Origin of the sequence: Propionigenium maris DSM 9537, from assembly GCF_027925155.1 — a bacterium.
Classification (GTDB): Bacteria; Fusobacteriota; Fusobacteriia; order Fusobacteriales; family Fusobacteriaceae; genus Propionigenium; species Propionigenium maris.
On the sequence record NZ_BSDY01000001.1, the window covers coordinates 38332 to 55312 of the forward strand.

General features: G+C 43.5%; 17 protein-coding genes and 1 riboswitch. Of the genes, 12 read left to right on the top strand and 5 right to left on the bottom strand.

Annotated elements, in window-relative coordinates:
- The first annotated feature begins 88 nt into the window (after window positions 1–88).
- Window positions 89–346, top strand: a complete 258-nt coding sequence (locus QMG11_RS00230; RefSeq protein WP_281832201.1) for a hypothetical protein — start codon at window positions 89–91, stop codon at window positions 344–346.
- A gap of 45 nt (window positions 347–391) precedes the next feature.
- On the opposite strand, the gene QMG11_RS00235 is transcribed toward QMG11_RS00230, so the two are convergent.
- Window positions 392–868, bottom strand: a complete 477-nt coding sequence (locus tag QMG11_RS00235; protein ID WP_281832203.1) for a TlpA family protein disulfide reductase — start codon at window positions 866–868, stop codon at window positions 392–394.
- A 154-nt stretch (window positions 869–1022) separates the two neighbouring features.
- Here QMG11_RS00235 and thyA point away from each other — a divergent pair, with 154 nt between their 5' ends.
- A complete protein-coding gene (gene thyA / locus QMG11_RS00240) occupies window positions 1023–1889 on the top strand; it encodes a thymidylate synthase (protein WP_281832205.1) in 867 nt (288 codons plus the stop codon).
- A gap of 100 nt (window positions 1890–1989) precedes the next feature.
- Here the strand turns inward: thyA and QMG11_RS00245 are convergent, their stop codons facing one another.
- Window positions 1990–2709 (bottom strand): queuosine precursor transporter, encoded by a 720-nt coding sequence (locus QMG11_RS00245; protein WP_281832207.1) that lies wholly within the window; start codon window positions 2707–2709, stop codon window positions 1990–1992.
- A 9-nt stretch (window positions 2710–2718) separates the two neighbouring features.
- Entirely contained in the window at window positions 2719–3423 is a 705-nt protein-coding gene (locus QMG11_RS00250) for a radical SAM protein (protein ID WP_281832209.1), read from the bottom strand.
- Between the two features lie 82 nt (window positions 3424–3505).
- Window positions 3506–3550: riboswitch (PreQ1 riboswitch) on the bottom strand.
- A 169-nt stretch (window positions 3551–3719) separates the two neighbouring features.
- On the opposite strand from QMG11_RS00250, the gene QMG11_RS00255 reads away from it, so the two are divergent.
- The 5 genes from QMG11_RS00255 (at window position 3720) to QMG11_RS00275 (ending at window position 8268) form a co-directional block, all read left to right on the top strand.
- A complete protein-coding gene (locus QMG11_RS00255) occupies window positions 3720–4508 on the top strand; it encodes a M48 family metallopeptidase (protein WP_281832211.1) in 789 nt (262 codons plus the stop codon).
- 20 nt (window positions 4509–4528) lie between these two features.
- A complete protein-coding gene (locus QMG11_RS00260; RefSeq protein ID WP_281832212.1) occupies window positions 4529–5146 on the top strand; it encodes a histidine phosphatase family protein in 618 nt (205 codons plus the stop codon).
- A 90-nt stretch (window positions 5147–5236) separates the two neighbouring features.
- Window positions 5237–5965: a peptidoglycan DD-metalloendopeptidase family protein gene (locus tag QMG11_RS00265; RefSeq protein WP_281832214.1), complete on the top strand. Its 729-nt coding sequence runs from the start codon at window positions 5237–5239 to the stop codon at window positions 5963–5965.
- A gap of 251 nt (window positions 5966–6216) precedes the next feature.
- On the top strand, window positions 6217–7155 hold the full coding sequence (locus QMG11_RS00270) for a sodium:calcium antiporter (protein ID WP_281832216.1): 939 nt from the start codon (window positions 6217–6219) through the stop codon (window positions 7153–7155).
- 174 nt (window positions 7156–7329) lie between these two features.
- On the top strand, window positions 7330–8268 hold the full coding sequence (locus QMG11_RS00275; RefSeq protein ID WP_281832217.1) for a sodium:calcium antiporter: 939 nt from the start codon (window positions 7330–7332) through the stop codon (window positions 8266–8268).
- Window positions 8269–8634: 366 nt separating this feature from the next.
- On the opposite strand, the gene QMG11_RS00280 is transcribed toward QMG11_RS00275, so the two are convergent.
- Window positions 8635–9747 carry an alanine racemase gene (locus QMG11_RS00280; protein WP_281832218.1) on the bottom strand — a complete coding sequence of 371 codons (1113 nt, stop codon included), beginning with the start codon at window positions 9745–9747 and terminating at the stop codon, window positions 8635–8637.
- Between the two features lie 195 nt (window positions 9748–9942).
- On the opposite strand from QMG11_RS00280, the gene QMG11_RS00285 reads away from it, so the two are divergent.
- Window positions 9943–10497, top strand: a complete 555-nt coding sequence (locus tag QMG11_RS00285; protein ID WP_281832219.1) for a cupin domain-containing protein — start codon at window positions 9943–9945, stop codon at window positions 10495–10497.
- Window positions 10498–10825: 328 nt separating this feature from the next.
- Here QMG11_RS00285 and QMG11_RS00290 read toward each other — a convergent pair whose 3' ends face one another.
- Window positions 10826–12094, bottom strand: a complete 1269-nt coding sequence (locus tag QMG11_RS00290; protein ID WP_281832220.1) for a dicarboxylate/amino acid:cation symporter — start codon at window positions 12092–12094, stop codon at window positions 10826–10828.
- A gap of 312 nt (window positions 12095–12406) precedes the next feature.
- Between QMG11_RS00290 and QMG11_RS00295 the strand changes: the two genes are divergently transcribed.
- The 4 genes from QMG11_RS00295 (at window position 12407) to buk (ending at window position 16937) form a co-directional block, all read left to right on the top strand.
- The gene (locus QMG11_RS00295; protein ID WP_281832222.1) at window positions 12407–13462 is read left to right on the top strand and encodes a toxin-antitoxin system YwqK family antitoxin; all 1056 of its coding nucleotides are present in this window, start codon (window positions 12407–12409) and stop codon (window positions 13460–13462) included.
- A 290-nt stretch (window positions 13463–13752) separates the two neighbouring features.
- Window positions 13753–14865 (top strand): Glu/Leu/Phe/Val family dehydrogenase, encoded by a 1113-nt coding sequence (locus QMG11_RS00300; RefSeq protein WP_281832225.1) that lies wholly within the window; start codon window positions 13753–13755, stop codon window positions 14863–14865.
- A gap of 76 nt (window positions 14866–14941) precedes the next feature.
- Window positions 14942–15844, top strand: a complete 903-nt coding sequence (locus tag QMG11_RS00305; RefSeq protein ID WP_281832227.1) for a phosphate butyryltransferase — start codon at window positions 14942–14944, stop codon at window positions 15842–15844.
- 19 nt (window positions 15845–15863) lie between these two features.
- The gene (gene buk / locus QMG11_RS00310; protein ID WP_281832230.1) at window positions 15864–16937 is read left to right on the top strand and encodes a butyrate kinase; all 1074 of its coding nucleotides are present in this window, start codon (window positions 15864–15866) and stop codon (window positions 16935–16937) included.
- The last annotated feature ends 44 nt before the right edge of the window (window positions 16938–16981 follow it).

Genomic DNA, 16981 nt, shown 5'->3' on the forward strand with positions numbered 1-16981 from the left:
TAATGCTATGATTTTCTCATAAATTTAGATCCTCTTCCCGACTATTGTCGTTTTTGAAGGGATTATTCTTGACTTGGGAGAAAAGGAATTGTATCCTTGTAGTAACTACAGAGAAGTGGGAGGGGATGAGGGAATGGATTCAAGAAAAGATATTTTGTGGAACGAGGAGGAGAGGGTTCAGATAGGGCTCTACATAGACCTTCTCAAGGGAAGGAATATAAATCACTATAAGAAGGTGACCAAGGCTATCTCCGACGGGATGGAGAAGCCGGTGCAGGATCTGGTGAGGGAGATCTTCAGAAGGGCCAGGATAGAGAGAAATATAGTCATGGAAAGATTAGATTAAAGGAGGAGGGATATCAATAGATATCCCTCCTCTTAAGTTTACAGGCTACTTCACCTCTATGAGGTCAGCTGCATCTACCTCATCCCACTTGGTGGCTCCAGTCCACCTGGATACTATAACTCCCCTCTCATCTAGAAGGAAGGTGGTGGGAGTCCTTCTGAGACCATAGGTTCTGGTATTTTTTCTTCCCCTGTCAAAGTACACAGGGATATCCTTATCCAGCCCGGTTTCCCTCAGGTAGGTGTTCAGTACTCCCTCATCTTTATTTACGGCAATAAAGATGATATTCATCTCCTCACTGCTTCTGGAGTAGAAATCCTTAAATCCTTCTATCTCCTCACGACAGGGAGGGCAGGTAGACTGCCAGAACTTGATGAGGGTATATCTACCACTTCTTATATCGTCCAGTCCCTCAAGGTTTAATGGGAAAGCCATATTTCCCTCATTGAATCCAAGGGTTACACCTGATGATGGGGCCAGGATAGAGATCAGCAGGAAAGTAAGACAGATTAACTTTTTCACAGTAAAGCCTCCTCTTTTAGATATAAATTACCTGAATATTATACCCTATTTTCTACTGTAATGGGGTAAGGATTATTTCAAATATAAATCCTGAGTGGACAAATAAAGAAATTTATAGTATAAAGTTAATATTAAGATGAAAGGCAGGAAGATTATGAATATAGTGGATAGGATGTATCTGGATACATATAGAGAGATAAGGGATGAGGGGATCTCAGATGAGGGGCAGGAGGTGAGACCCAGGTGGTCGGACGGAACACCAGCCCATACCAAGGCTTTATTTGGAAGGGTTCACAGGTATGATCTGAGTAGGGGCTTTCCCATCCTCTCCCTCAGAAGGATAGCCTGGAAGACAGCCCTGGATGAGATCCTCTGGATCTGGCAGAAGAAGTCCAACAGGGTAGCAGACCTGGGAAGCAGGATATGGGATGCCTGGGCCAACTATGAGGACGAGGAGGGCTATGCTACCATAGGAAAGGCCTATGGGTATCAGCTGGGAAGAGAGATAGAGTTTCCAGAGGGAAGGATGGACCAGGTGGACAGGGTCCTCTACCTTCTTAAAGAGGATCCCGGCAGCAGAAGGATAGTCACCAATATATTCAACCACGATGATCTGGGAGAGATGGGGCTTCAGCCATGTGCCTATGGAACCAATATCTCGGTAAAGGATGGAAAGCTCAATATGGTACTCATCCAGAGGTCGGGGGATTTCCTTACAGCGGCGGGACCAGGATCCTTCAATGTGGTACAGTACGCCCTGCTCATGCATATGTTTGCCCATGTATCTGGACTAGAGGTGGGGGAGCTTCTCCATGTGGTGACAGATCTTCACGTATACGACAGGCACTTTGATGTGATAGATAGGATGATAGATCATAGTAAAGACAGTGGGGAGAAGGAGCTGCCGAAGCTTAAGATAAAAAGAAGGGTAGAGGACTTCTACGACTTTAAGGTGGAGGACTTTGAGCTTGAGGGGTATGAGACTAGCTACTCCACAGGAAGGATAGAGGTAGCAGAATAGAGAGATTAATGAGGAGTAGGCAAGTTACAAGAACTTGCCTACTCCTCATTTTTAAAGAAAATATGTGAAGCTATTTGAGGAAAGCAATAAAAAAGGCAGCCTAGGCTGCCTTGGATAGCTGAATCTCAGATATTTTGCCCTTGTTTTTAAGGGACTCTGCCAGATACACGAAAGGTGTGTCGAAGAATGCCACTACCCACTTCATGATATAGGTTGTCCAGAAGATCTCCCAGAGAACCTCTGTAGGGAACACTCCCCAGAAGGCAAGGACTGTGAAAACTCCGTTATCTAAAAACTGACTTGTCATGGTACTCAGGTTGTTCCTGATCCATATATTCTTTCTTCCGCTGAACCTTCTCTTCCAGAAGGCATATGCCCACACATCGTGCTTCTGGGAGATACCATAGGCAGCCAGACCTGCAAGGACAATTCTCGGCATGAAGCTGAATATGGTCTTAACAGCATCGTAGTTGGCCATCCCCTCAGTTACCTGGGTAGGGGCAAAGGCCACAGCTATCTGCATGATCAGCGTCATGGAGATGAGGGAGAAGAATCCTATACCAACAGCCTTCTTGGCATCCTCCTCACCGTAGTTTTCCGAGAGAATATCTGTAACCAGGAATCCGCTGGCATAGACGATATTTCCAAGGGTGGTTCCAAAGCCGAAGATATCCACAAGAAGCACCACCTGGATATTGGCTATAATTACCGAGATAGGTATCCAGCAAAAGAGCCCTATCCTTCCATACCTTTTATAGGCAAACAGGATACATGCAAAGTTTACTATAAGCATGATAACCCAAAGCATCTCATTTCTCATACTTCCTCCTTATTGTTCGAAGACCCCCAGGTCCTTGTTATCCAGAAGTATCTCCACCCTGCTGTCATGAGCCAGGTGTCCGAACTCCTCTACAAACCACTTAACCAGTTCTTTATCCTGCTTTACAGGGGTTCCATTATCTATAAATACATTTACAGTGATGGACTTAAAGTACCTAAGTCCCATCTCAATATCCCTACGGATCATTTCCCTGCTCTGCCCCTCTATACACACCAGAAGGCAGGCTGAGTAAAACTCCTCACCCAGAACCTTGTACTCCTCCTCCCTGAGGGAGAAGTTCTTTCCCAGTCCCTGGATCCTGAAGTTATCATCAAAGGTTTCCAGACCTATCCTAAATCTGATCTCGGTTCCTTTGAAGAACTCCCTGATCTCTGGAAGCCTCTTGATATATCCATAGTAGGCCTCAAAGTAGAGGGTCTTGATCCCTTTCACAGCTACAAGGTCCCTTATGGCACTCAGGGTCTGGTGGGGTAGCTCAAAGACCGACCCGGAGTTTATAACCTCCAGGACATCCATATCTCCTCTGACCTCTCTCAGGGCATCCTCATTGACTGCCACAATCTCCTCACGGTCTGTGGAGTTATCCTCTATATAGTTACAGAACTTGCACTTGCCATAGCTGCAGGGGAAACCCTTGAGAAGGACGATCTCCCTTCTGTTTCCCGTCTCTATCCTGCTGTATCTAATTCCCATGTATTCACCTCAATTTTGTTAAATAAAAAAGGCAGGAAAAACCTGCCATAAATTTCCATACGAAAATGGGGATAATTATCCCAATGGCCTAGTTTTTTAAAGATGGAGGGTTACGAACATCTACCACCCAGGGTGGTTTTATATAGTTTACCGAATGATTTTACTACAAAAGTCAAAGAATGTCAATGGGAGGGTCTGCCTACTCCTTTGATTTTTCTCCTCTATTTTGATATGATTAAGAGGAGAACCCTTATGGTTTTAGTAGATAAAGGTATTGTAAGAAGGGGGGAGAAAGTATGAAAAAGATTATAGTGGCAGCACTACTTCTTGCGGCTATAGGGTGTTCCAGAGCTCCTATAACAGGGAGGTCGCAGCTTCTCCTTGTGGGAAGGGATGAGGTTCTTCAGCAGAGCTATATACAGTATGATAAGGTAATAGAGGAGAATAAGGTCCTCGATAACCCGGACAGTGCCATGGTCAAGAGGGTAGGAGGGAAGATAGCCAGGGCTGTAGAGGAGTTTCTCAACAGTCAGCCTGAGTATGCCCACCTGGACGACGATTTTCAGTGGGAGTTTAATCTACTGGAGTCTGAACAGGTAAATGCATGGTGTATGCCTGGAGGAAAGGTAGCTTTCTATACGGGAATCCTTCCATATACAAGGGATGAAGAGGGACTGGCTGTGGTAATGGGACACGAGATAGCCCATGCAATAGCCGACCACGGAAGGGAAAGGATGAGTCAGGAACTTCTGAAGCAATACGGGGGATCCACTCTGGCCCAGGTGTTTGAGACCAATGCCGTAGAGGGAGCGGAGTTATTTATGGAGGCTTACGGGGCAGGAAGCAGCCTTGTTACTCTAAAGTACAGCCGTGACCACGAGAAGGAAGCGGACAAGCTGGGACTTATCTTTATGGCCCTTGCAGGGTATGACCCCAATGAAGCGGTGGACTTCTGGGAGAGGATGGCAGCAGACAAGGATGGAGAACCGCTGGAGTTCTTCAGTACCCACCCAAACAGCGCCACCAGAATTCAGCTCATAAGGGATTATATAGTTAGCGATGAATTTAAAAAGTATACAAATTAGGAAGAGGTGTAGATAGTAGTATGTTGGAAATATATTTTGTAAGACATGGTGAAACAGAATGGAACTTAAAGGGGATGCTTCAGGGGAAGCAGAATTCACCCCTAACTGAAAAGGGAAAAGCTCAGGCTGCAAAGCTGGGAGAGGCACTGAAGGATGTGGAGTTTGACGGTATCTACTCAAGTCCCATGGGAAGAGCCAGCCTTACAGCAGAGATAATAAGGGGAGAGAGGGAGCAGGCCCTCTTTACAATACCAGCTCTGAGGGAGATGTCCTTTGGAGATATGGAGGGACTTTCCAAGAAGGAGTTCCAGAAGCTTCATCCAGAGCAGTATAAAAACCTTTGGGAGGATGCTATCATCTATGACCCTACTGCTTTTAATGGGGAGACCTTTCAGGAGGTAGATGACAGGGTGATGGAGGGACTGGATCACCTGGTTAAAGCCCACCCCAATGGAGGAAGGATACTTGTAGTGAGCCACGGTATGACCCTGAAGAGCATCTTTATGCATGTATGGGGACATGGCCTGGACAAGTACTGGGAGGATCCAGTTCCTGAAAACACAAGTCTTACTATAGTTAGTTATAGAGATGGTGAGTATAGGATGGAGGACTTTTCAAATACAAGCCACCTGGACTAATAGCAGAAGACCCCTTTCGGGGTCTTTTTTATATGGAAAAAAGAGGAGAGGGACTGGAAGGGGAGAATGAGTTATTAGGAGGGGAGAAGTATGAAGATAATTATACTGATAATAACGATGATCTTTACCTTTCAGGGAGCCCTGGCAATGGAGGAGGATTTCATATATACAAACTATCACCTTGTAGAGAGGGGAGATACCCTGGAGGGGATAGCCAAGAAGTATGGAGTAGAGGTAGAGAGTATAAGGGGGATCAATGACCTTGAAAGCGACGCCATCTATGAGGGTCAGCGTCTCTACCTGGATCTGGGAGAGTATAAGGAGAGGTGGGTAAGGGTGGAACCCATGGGTGGAAGAAGGATAGAGGGAGGCAAGCGGGTAATAAGGGGAAGGTACGACCCTGTGGTTGCTGTGGAGTATAGGAGTACTCAGCCTGATTTTCTCTGGCCTCTTGAGTGGAAGGGGGTAACCAGTGAGTGGGGTTATAGAAGTGATCCCATAACAGGAAGGAAGGATAAAAAGCACAGCGGAGTGGATCTGAGAGCAGGTATAGGAACCCCGGTATATGCCCCGTCTGAGGGAGTTGTGAGGAGTGCAGGATGGATGAAGGGGTATGGACGAATAGTGATTATAGATCACGACAACGGCTACTCCACAAGGTTTGCCCATCTGGATGAGTACCTTGTAGAGATTGGAGACAGGGTTACTAAAGGGGAGATCATAGCCAAGAGTGGGAACAGCGGAAGGAGTACAGGTCCCCACCTTCACTATGAGATAAGGAGGGATGGGATTACAGTGGACCCCATGACCTTCAGGTAAAAAATTAGGATTCCTTTAAAAAAATATTGATTTTTATGGTGGTTACTGATATAATTCCTTTGAAAATAAAACTACACCTACAAAGGGGAGTAGCCGGCCTTTTTTAAAGGCAGACAGGTTCAACATACCTGGTGGAAACACCTGGACCTGTTAATAGAGGAATCTATGGCGAGACTTTTGTCAGATATGAATCTGGCAAAGGTCTCTTTTTTTTAGGGGTAGCGAACTTGTTGTAAAAGGAGAGAATTAAGATGATGTATCTACTGTTATTTGTCCTGGTAGCCGGGGTGATGATCTACTTTGCCAAGAGGCTGACGGTATCGGGAGAGGAACTTGGAGATGGCCTGGGGATGGAGGCATCATGGGTAGGAGCCCTGCTGCTAGCTTCAATAACCTCCCTGCCGGAACTGATCATAGGTGGGGGATCCTCCCTAATGGGGAACCAGTCCATGGCTGTGTCCAATATATTTGGAAGTAATATATTTAATCTTTTTATAGTTTTCCTTATGGATATATTTATTCTGAGGAACTTTATCTTTATGGGAGAGATAGATGAGGAGGAGGGGATAAACCTCTCCAAGCTTACCCTAATATTGACGGCAATCTTTATGGGAGGCTTCCTTCTAAAGGAAGTAAATCTTCTGGGGCAGAGTCCCTTTATCCTGATGATCCTTGTGATCTACCTGAAGTTCCTTAAGGGAGAGGGAGGAAGCGGAGAGAAGAGGAGAGTTTCCTATGAGGAGATAAAGAAGCCTCTGAAGGTATTTATCCTGGATTCCATAGGAGTAGTGGGGCTGGGGATAGCTCTATCTAAGATAGCGGATATAATAGCAGTGACTCCTATAATGGGGCATGTATTAGGACAGTCTATAGTAGGGGCTCTGCTTCTTGCAGTGGCTACCTCTCTTCCAGAGCTTACAGTATCCATAGAATCTGTAAGAAGAGGGAACTGTCAGCAGGCAATGGGTAATATCCTGGGAAGTAATCTCTTTAATCTGGGAACCCTCTTTGTTCTGGAGATCCTTTCTAAGGGAAGCCTCTATACTCACTTAGGTGAGCTGAATATTGGAATTCCAGTGGTTGCATTTATTATGCAGGGAGTATTTATTGGAGGCCTCTACCTTCAGAAGAGAAGAAGCTCCCTTGTAATGGGAGTTATCTATATGGCGTCGTTATACTTTGTTTTATAGTGTTAATCAAACCTACAAAGGGGAGTAACCGGCCTTAGGGCAGATAGGTTCAACATACATGGTGGAAACACCTGGACCTGTTAATGGAGAGATCCATGGTGAGACTTTTGTCAGATATAAATCTGGCAAAAGTCTCTTTTTTTATCAAATTATATAGTCGTCAGGAGGTAGGAGATGACAGTTTTAATTTTATTTTTTCTTATAGCAGGGATGATGATCTGTTTTGCAAGAAGATTAACGGTATCTGGTGAAAGGCTAGGAGATGTGCTTGGAATGGAGGCTTCCTGGGTAGGAGCACTCCTTCTGGCTTCCATAACCTCCTTGCCGGAACTCATAGTGGGGGTAAGCTCGGTTTTTCTTGGAAACCACTCCATGGCTGTATCCAATATATTCGGGAGTAATATATTCAATGTATTTATTATATTTCTCATGGATATCTTTATCCTGAGGAGGTTTATCTTTATGAGCAGTATAGACGGGGATGAGGGAAGGAAGCTGTCCAAGCTCTCCCTTGTTCTTATAGTGCTCTTCCTGGGAGGTTACCTCATGAGGGATGTAAGTGTTCTGGGGCAGAGCCCCTTTATCCTGGGAATAATCCTGCTCTATCTGAGATTTATAAGGAGTGAGGGAGGACAGGGAAGCAGAGAGAGAAGACCATTTTCCGAGATTATGGGGCCTCTAAAAAGCTTTCTTTTAGATTCCACAGGGGTGGTAGTACTGGGGATAGCTCTTTCAAGAGTAGCTGACACCCTCAGCATAACCCCCATAATGGGTTGGGTATTGGGGCAGTCACTGGTGGGAGGACTACTTCTGGCTGTATCCACATCCCTTCCGGAACTTATAGTTTCCATAGAGTCTGTGAGAAGGGGAGGGTTCCAGCAGGCAATGGGTAATATCCTGGGAAGCAACCTCTTTAACCTGGGAACCCTCTTTATTCTGGATATATTCACTAAGGGAAGTCTGTTTAGCCACCTGGGAGACTTCAATACAGCACTTCCCCTCATGGATATTGCGATGCAGGTAATATTTATTACAGGGATATGCTTCAGGAGGAAAGAGGCTTCACTTTTAATGGGAGCTGTCTATGCCATCTCCCTATACTTTATTATCTAAGGGGTTCAATAACTAAAAAAAAGGAAGGCTTTAGCCTTCCTCTTTGTTATCAAGACAAAGTATAAAATCTTTTTCACTTTCTAAAGAGAGCGAGGTACTTTCTTACCATGATATAAGAAAGTACCCAAAGAAGATCTAGGGATTCATAATTGTCTTCTAAAGTAATTACATATTTTTCGTTCCTTCGCTGGGCTCTCTACAGAGCCTGAAGGTGAATAACGGAACGGAGCATTTTTTACTGTGGAGCTCGTCGACTATGAACCCCACTTCTTGAATTTAGGTAAATAATCTCCAGTAAAATTAATTTGTATAGATCTTGGACTAAAAAGGTATTAAAAGTTTTAAGATCTATTATTATACAACTTTTTATATCATCTTAGGTTTATTTGAGTTTCCTCTTATGTCCACCTCTATAAATCTTTCTACCTCTCCCCCTCTGTGACCAGTAAGGTAGCTGGTCATATTGGCAGCGGAACATGAGTGGTTTGGTATGATCTCCACTCTATCTCCCACCTTGAGGTCTGTTTTCCCTGTGATCTTGACCTTGGCTACTTCCTCTGAAAGTCCAGCCATGAGAAGCTCAGGGTGTCCCTTTACCATTCCGAATCCCTCTGTAAGAGATGTTCCGTGGGCTCCCTTGTCCAGTCCCAGGCACTTGCTTCCACAGTCCAGGATGAATAGGTCGCTTTTAGGCTTAGAAAGGATAGTGGCCATAACTGTAAGGGAACACTCCTCCACAGTGGCAGCTCCAAGGGCGATCTGGATAGCATCGAAGAAAACATAGTTTCCAGGTCTTGAGGCATTTATAAGGTCGGATTTAACAGCTTCAAAGAATGTAGGGGTAGTACCTGTAGCCACAATCTCTGGTTTGAAGCCAGCTTCCTCCAGATTTTTTACGATCCTCTGGGTAGCCTCTACTTCAGCTTTTATAACTCCTGGAACTTCCTCCTTCCCAGACACTCCATACACCTGTCCAGTATGGGTGCAGATCCCTGCAAACTTCAGGTTGGCAAGCTCCTCTATCTCCCTTACAAGGGATGGAGCTGCTTCTGGTGATACTCCAAATCTTCCCAGTCCCGAATCGAAGATGATGAGGTAGTTGATCTCCTCCTCTCCCAGAAGGGCACTTACCTCACGAGCCCCCTCTATGCCATCTAGGGCGATGTATACCTCTGCCTTCTTGTTGAGCTCTATAACCCTCTTTATGTTGGCCACTCCCAGTACAGGGTATGCCAGCATTACCCTCTTAACTCCAGCTTTCTCCACAACAGCTTCAGCTTCGTCCAGAGTTCCAGTAAGAACTCCCGCTGCTCCAGCTTCCATCTGCATCCTTGTGATCTCTGTACTCTTATGAGTTTTCAGCATAGGCCAAAGCTGGGTATTGTTTTCATTGGCGATCCTCTGAAACCTCTCTATATTTTTCTCCATGGTATCCAGATCTAACAGAAAGCATGGGGTTGTAAGTTCCTTAATATTCATATCTCCTCCTAAATTCAATTGAATTAAATTTTATATATTAAATTTACTATGGTTGAATTATATTCAAAGAGATAAAAAAATGCAAGAAAAATTTTATAGAATTAAATTTTATTTATTGAGTTTAATTAAATTTAATTTTAATCTGGGGGAAAATTTGATATAATCAGGTGTAAAAAAGATATTCAGGAGGAACAGGTGAGTAATATAAATATAGGATCAAAGATAAGGGAGTTCAGGCTCTCCAAGGGGCTCACCCTTAAAGCCCTGGCAGAAACAGCAGGAGTCTCCTCCTCCCTCCTCAGTCAGATCGAGAAGGGAAGTGCCAACCCCTCTATAAATACAATAAAGAATATTGCAGATGTACTGGAGACCCCCCTCTTCCTATTCTTCAAGGAGGAGGTTCCAAGGGACAGCTTTATAGTAAGAAGGAATGAGAGGAGATCCATGACCTTCTCCAAGGGGGAGGGTACCTCCTATGAGCTTCTTACCCCGGACCTTTCAGGAGATATTGAGTTTATGATACTGACCCTTGAGCCGGGAACTGAGTCCTCGGGGAAGAGAAGGGAGCACAGGGGTGAGGAAGTGGCGTATATACTTGAGGGGAGTGTGAAGCTCTATCTTGAGGGAGATGAGTTCACTCTCTTTAAGGGGGACAGTGCCAGAATAAACTCCTATATGAAGCATAAGTGGAGGAATGAGGGAGAGGAAGCAGCAAAGATAATATTTGCAATAAATCCCCCTTGTTTTTAAGAAATGAAAAAAGCTGGTTTGTACCAGCTTTTTTTATTGAATAAAATATAAAATTTATTACCTTTGTCTTGATACAAAGGTATCCAAAGATCAAGTCTTCCGGCAATTGTCTTTATAGGCAATACAGGTTTTACATTGCTCTCCTGGGCTCTCTACAGAGCCTGAAGAAGTTAAACGCAATGAAGTAAGGTATTTAATGTGAAGCAGGACGACTGCCTGCAGACAGCCATATCAATTTAAATGCTTAATAAATGTGTTTGCAGAGTAAAAAATAGACATTAAAAAAGGGTATCCTGTACGAAGGGATACCCTTTTCATGAGGTTTGAATTATGCCTTGTTGACCTTAACAGATGCAGGTTCCTTAGAAGTCTCAAACCCATCCTCGGAGTTTGCAACGATAAGAGTACAAGCGGCGTCTCCACAAATATTAATTGCTGTTCTGGACATGTCCAGAAGTCTGTCTACTCCCATAATAAGACCGATTCCCTCAACTGGAAGTCCTACCTGAGTAAGTACCATGGAAAGCATGATAAGTCCCACTCCTGGTACTCCTGCTGTACCGATGGAAGCTACTGTAGCTGTAACGATAACCATTAAATACTCGGTAATTCCAAGCTGTACACCGTAGATCTGAGCGATAAATACAGTGGCAACTCCCTGCATGATAGCAGTACCGTCCATGTTTATAGTAACTCCAAGAGGCAGAGTAAATGACGAGATCTCATTCTTAACTCCGAATCCCTCCTCTACACACTCCATTGTAACTGGAAGGGTAGCAGCACTACTTGATGTAGAGAAAGCAACTGAAAGAGCCGGAACCATCTTCTTAAAGAAGTTTATAGGATTCATCTTTGTAAATAATACTAGGAATCCCTGGTAGGTAATCAGTGCGTGAAGCACTAGGGCAAGAAGCACTGTAACAAAATAAACCAATAGAGGCTTTATAGCATCATATCCAAGGGTAGCAAAGGTCTTACCAATAAGACCAAATACACCAAATGGTGCAATGTGCATGATCATCTCAACTACCTTAAGAACCATGTCGTTAGCCTGGGAAACAACATCTTTAAGCTTAGAAGCCTTATCTCCCATAAGAGTCATAGCACTACCACAGAGTATTGCAAATACAATGATCTGAAGCATATTTCCATTAGCCAGTGCTGAAACCGGATTTGTAGGAATCATATTTAGAAGAACCTGTACAAATGGAATAGATTCCTTTGCACTATATGTAATTCCCTCCATCATCTCCATGGAGAATCCCTTTCCAGGATTGATAATGTTTGCAAGTCCAATGGCAATTGAAATAGCCAGTGCAGTAGTTACAAGGTAGAAGAAGAGTGTTTTAGATCCTATTCTTCCAAGTTTTTTAATATCTCCAGCACTTGAAGCTCCAAGTGTAAGTGAGAAGAATACCAGTGGAACCACCATCATTCTGATAGATCTCATAAAAGCGGTACCTAATAGTTCGAATACAAAACCGATAACAAATTTGTCCACAAAAGCTACATCCCTCATAGGATAGAGAACTGCTCCAACAATAGCACCCAAGATAAGTCCTATGAATATTTTAGTAGTTAGCTTCATCTTTTTCATAACATTCCCCCTTTTCTATAAATACAGTTATTTTTTTCTATCTCATACATAGATGATACTATATGGAAATATATGTTGTCAATGTTAAAACTTTTTTTAATATAATAAATATATTTTATTCATCTTTTTTTAGTATCTTTTTATCAGATATAGTACTTTTGTCAAAAGTAAGCTTTAGAATGAGCAAGGAAGGGAGGAATGGAATTATAGGTGAAATGCCAGCTATATGGAGATAAAAAAACTTTAATAGAGGAATATATCCCAGGGTGGTAAAGAATATATTAGTGACGGGTTTAATGTGAGGTGAGTTTCATGAAAAAGTTAGCTGTACTGATTATGACGGTGACAGTTTCCATATCTGTACTGTGTAAAAATATAGTTGAGGACACCATGGTGGAGCTTGTGGAGGGAGTGGTATATGAGAAGGAGACCCCCTTCAGCGGAGAGGTTCTCTATAAATACAACAGCAACTCTCTTCTAGATGCCCTCTACTCCATGGAGTCGGGACTGGTTTATAAAGAGGAGCAGGTATATAAGAAGGAGAGATATCAGAGGGGGGTATTGGACGGAAGATCTGAGCTCTATTATCCCGACGGAAGCCTCAAGGAGATAGTAACCTTCAGAGGAGGAGAGAGGGAGGGAACCTCCTATGTGTACAACCCCAATGGAACCACTATAACCATAACCTACCACAACGATGAGGAGGTAGGTAGAAGGGTTGTAAAGGACAGAAACGACAATATAGTTGGAAAGCTCTCCTTTAAAAACAATGTGTTAAACGGGGATTCCACCTTCTACTATGTGGGAGGCCAGATAAGGGAGGAAGCAACCTTTAAGGACGGCCTTATAGAGGGGCTCAATACAGCTTACTATGTAGATGGAAGTATTGCAGGTATAGTTTCCTATGAGGAGGGTATCCTCAATGGGGAGGCTGTATTCTACCATGAAAATGGTGTTGTAAAGTCCAAAACCAGATATGTAGAGGGTCTCATAGAGGGGGAAGCTGTATTCTACCATGAAAACGGAGAGATAAGTGAGAAGTCCTTCTTTAAGGACGGGCGTATAGAGGGCTTGCTGACCACCTACTATGAAAGTGGTGTGAAGTCCAGCGAAGCTGTCTTCAGGGGAGGAAAGCAGCACGGTGAGGCGGTTGCCTATTACCCCAACGGAAGTATCAGCGAGAGGGTTAATTTTATTGAGGGTATTATAGAGGGGCCTGCTTACATCTACTTCCGTGGAGGACAGCTGAGAGGTAAGATTCCCTACAGGGAAGGTGTTCAGGAGGGAGAAGCGGTTTACTACGATGAAGAGGGAAGGGTAGTGGAGAAGGTAATCTATAAAAAAGGTGTGGAAATACAAAAATATTAAAAATAATCTAAATATCTATGCAGGAAGGCGTTTCCCCTCCTGCATATTTTTATACTATTTTTTTAGTATTGGCTAAGATAAAGTACTTTTATGTTAGTATGGGAAAAAAGTAATTTTCTCAAAACGCCTACAAAATAGTCTTTAAAAAATAGTTGTTATAAAAAGAACAAATGAAATCTATAATACTTTCAAAAATAAAAAATTTGATTTTATAAAAAAAATGCATTATATTCTGATTAAGAACTTAAAGTTAGAGTTTCGAAATCAAAAAAATTCAAGGGGGCTATAAGATGAACAAGTTTGATTACATGGAAAAATATGATTATGAGCAGTTAGTATACTTCCACGACAAGGCTACAGGATTAAAGGGAATTACTTGTATCCACGACACTACTCTAGGACCAGCACTTGGTGGAACTAGACTTTGGAACTACGCAAATGAAGAGGAAGCTGCTGAGGATGTACTTAGACTTGGTAGAGGTATGACATATAAGGCAGCATGTGCAGGACTAAACCTTGGGGGAGGTAAGACTGTACTAATTGGTGACGCTAAGGAGATCAAGGGTGACAAGTTAAGAGTAGAGGGATACTTCAGAGCTCTTGGAAGATATGTACAGAGTTTAAACGGAAGATACATCACTGCTGAGGATGTAAATACATCTACTTCAGATATGATATATGTAGCAGAGGAAACTGACTACGTTACAGGACTACCTGGTAAGAGTGGAAACCCTTCACCAGTAACTGCATGGGGAGCATTTGCAGGACTTAAGGCAACTCTTAAGGAAGCATTTGGTACAGATTCAGTTACAGACAGAACATTTGCTGTACAGGGTGCTGGACAGACTGGTTACTTCCTAATCAAGTACCTTCTAGGATATGACTTCCTTACAGATACTTACGCTAAAGAAAAGGCTAAGAAGATCTACTTCACTGAGATCAACGAAGAGCACATCGAAAGAATGAAGAGAGAGCACCCAGAGGTTGAGTTCGTAGCACCTGAGGATATCTACGGATTAGATGTAGATGTATACTGCCCTTGTGCACTAGGAGCTACAGTAAATGAGAACACTATTCCTCAGTTCAAGTGTAAGGCTATCGCAGGTACAGCAAACAACGTTCTTAGAGACGAGGCAGCTGGAGAAGCTATCACTGAGAAGGGAATCATCTACGCTCCAGACTACGTAATCAACGCAGCTGGACTAATCAACGTGTACCACGAGATCCACGGATACAACTGTGAGAAGGCATTAGCTGATTCTGAGAAGATCTATGACAGACTTCTTGAGATCTACAAGCTAGCTAAGAACAACAACATTCCTACTGGAAAAGCTGCTGACCTGTTTGCAGAAAAGAGAATCGAAATGATGAAAAATGTAAAGAGCAGCCACATTAAGAGATAGGTTGAAATATTGTAATTAATCTAAGGGGCTCACCTGAGCCTCTTAGTTTGCGTTATATGAGGAGGAGAAAGGGACTATGAAAAATTTTGAACAAGCTCTGGAACTTGCCAGATCAAAGGGAAGGAAGACAGTTTCTGTAGCCTGCGCCCAGGACAGAGATGTTTTACTTGCTGTGGACAAAGCAAGGGAAGCTGGGATAGTGGACGCTATCCTTGTGGGGGATGAGAAGAAGATAAGGGAGATAGCTGCAGCGAACAGTGTAGACCTTAATAACTACAGGGTAGTGGACAGGGAGGATCTTACAGAAGCAGCCAGAGAGGCAGTAAGGCTGGTTTCCAGCGGAGAAGCTCATATGCTTATGAAGGGGCTTGTGGATACCTCTATAGTTTTAAAGGCAGTTCTGGATAAGGAGATAGGCCTTAGAGGGGACAGCATCCTCTCCCATGTGGCGGTATTTGAGATAGAGGGATGGGACAGACTCTTCTATGTAACAGATGCAGCTATGAATATAGCACCAAACCTTGATGCTAAGAAGAAGATAATAGAAAATGCCGTAAAGGTTGCAAGATCCCTAGAGGTGGAGACGCCAAAGGTAGCTTGTCTGTGTGCCAAGGAGAAGGTAAATGAGAAGATGCCGGATACAGTGGATGCCAAGGCTCTAGAGGATATGAATAAGAACGGGGAGCTAAAGGACTGCTTAGTTGGAGGACCATTTGCCCTGGACAACGCTATCTCTGAGGAGGCAGCTAAGCACAAGGGGATGGATCACCCTGTAGCTGGAAGAGCAGATATCCTTATGACTGGCGATATCGAAGCAGGAAATGTACTATATAAATCCATGGCGTTCTTTGCAAAATCAAAGAACGCAGGGATAATAGTAGGGGCAAGAAAGCCTATCATCCTCACATCCAGAGCAGACAATGAGGAAGCTAAGCTTAACTCTATAATATTAGGAAGCCTTACAGCAGACAAACTATAAATTTTAGGAGGAATAATTAATGGAAGGATACAAGGTACTGGCAATAAACCCAGGATCCACATCGACAAAGATATCTGTTTACAACGATGAGAAGGAAGTTCTTGTAAAGACACTGAGACATGATAACGCTGAGCTGGAGAAGTTTAACAGCATTTCTGAGCAGCTTGAGTTCAGAAAGGAGATCGTTGAGAGTGCCCTTAGAGAGAGCGGAATCTCACCATCTGAGCTGAGCGCTGTAGTGGGAAGGGGAGGGCTTCTTAAGCCAATCTCCGGAGGAACATACCATGTAAATGAAGCTATGTTAAAGGACCTGGAGAAGGGGGTTCTTGGAGAGCATGCTTCAAATCTTGGGGGAAGAATAGCATATATCATAGCTACTGAAAACAAGATACCTGCATATATTGTAGACCCAGTAGTTGTAGATGAGATGGCTCCAGTGGCTAGAATATCAGGGGTACCTGAACTGGACAGAAAATCAATCTTCCATGCCCTGAACCAGAAGGCTGTGGCAAGAAAGTATGCTAGAGAGATAAGCCAGGAGTATGAGGACCTTAACCTTATAGTTGTACACATGGGCGGAGGAGTATCTGTGGGAGCCCATGAAAAGGGAAGAGTAATAGATGTAAACAACGCCCTTGACGGTGACGGTCCATTCTCTCCAGAGAGAGCAGGAGGGGTACCAGCTGGAGACCTTGTAAAGATGACTGCATGCGGAGAGCACGATCTAGGTCACATCAAGAAGAGACTAAAGGGTAACGGAGGGCTAGTAGGTTACCTTGGAACTACAGATGTGAGAGATGTACTAAAGATGATAGATGAGGGAGATGAGAGAGCAAAGCTTGTATTTGATGCTATGATCTATCAGATCGCCAAGGAAATAGGAGGATTCTCTGCTGCCCTTAAGGGGAAAGTAGACGCAATACTTCTTACGGGAGGAATAGCTTACTCGGAAGTTGTAGTGGCTAAGATAAGAGAGTATGTGGAGTACATATCTCAGGTAAGAGTTTATCCTGGAGAGGATGAGATGGCAGCTCTTACTGAGGGAGCTCTTAGAGTTCTTAGAGGGGAAGAGAAGAGTAAGGAATATAAGTAAAATTAAAGGACCGCTGAAGATCAGTGGTCCTTTTTTAATGATTT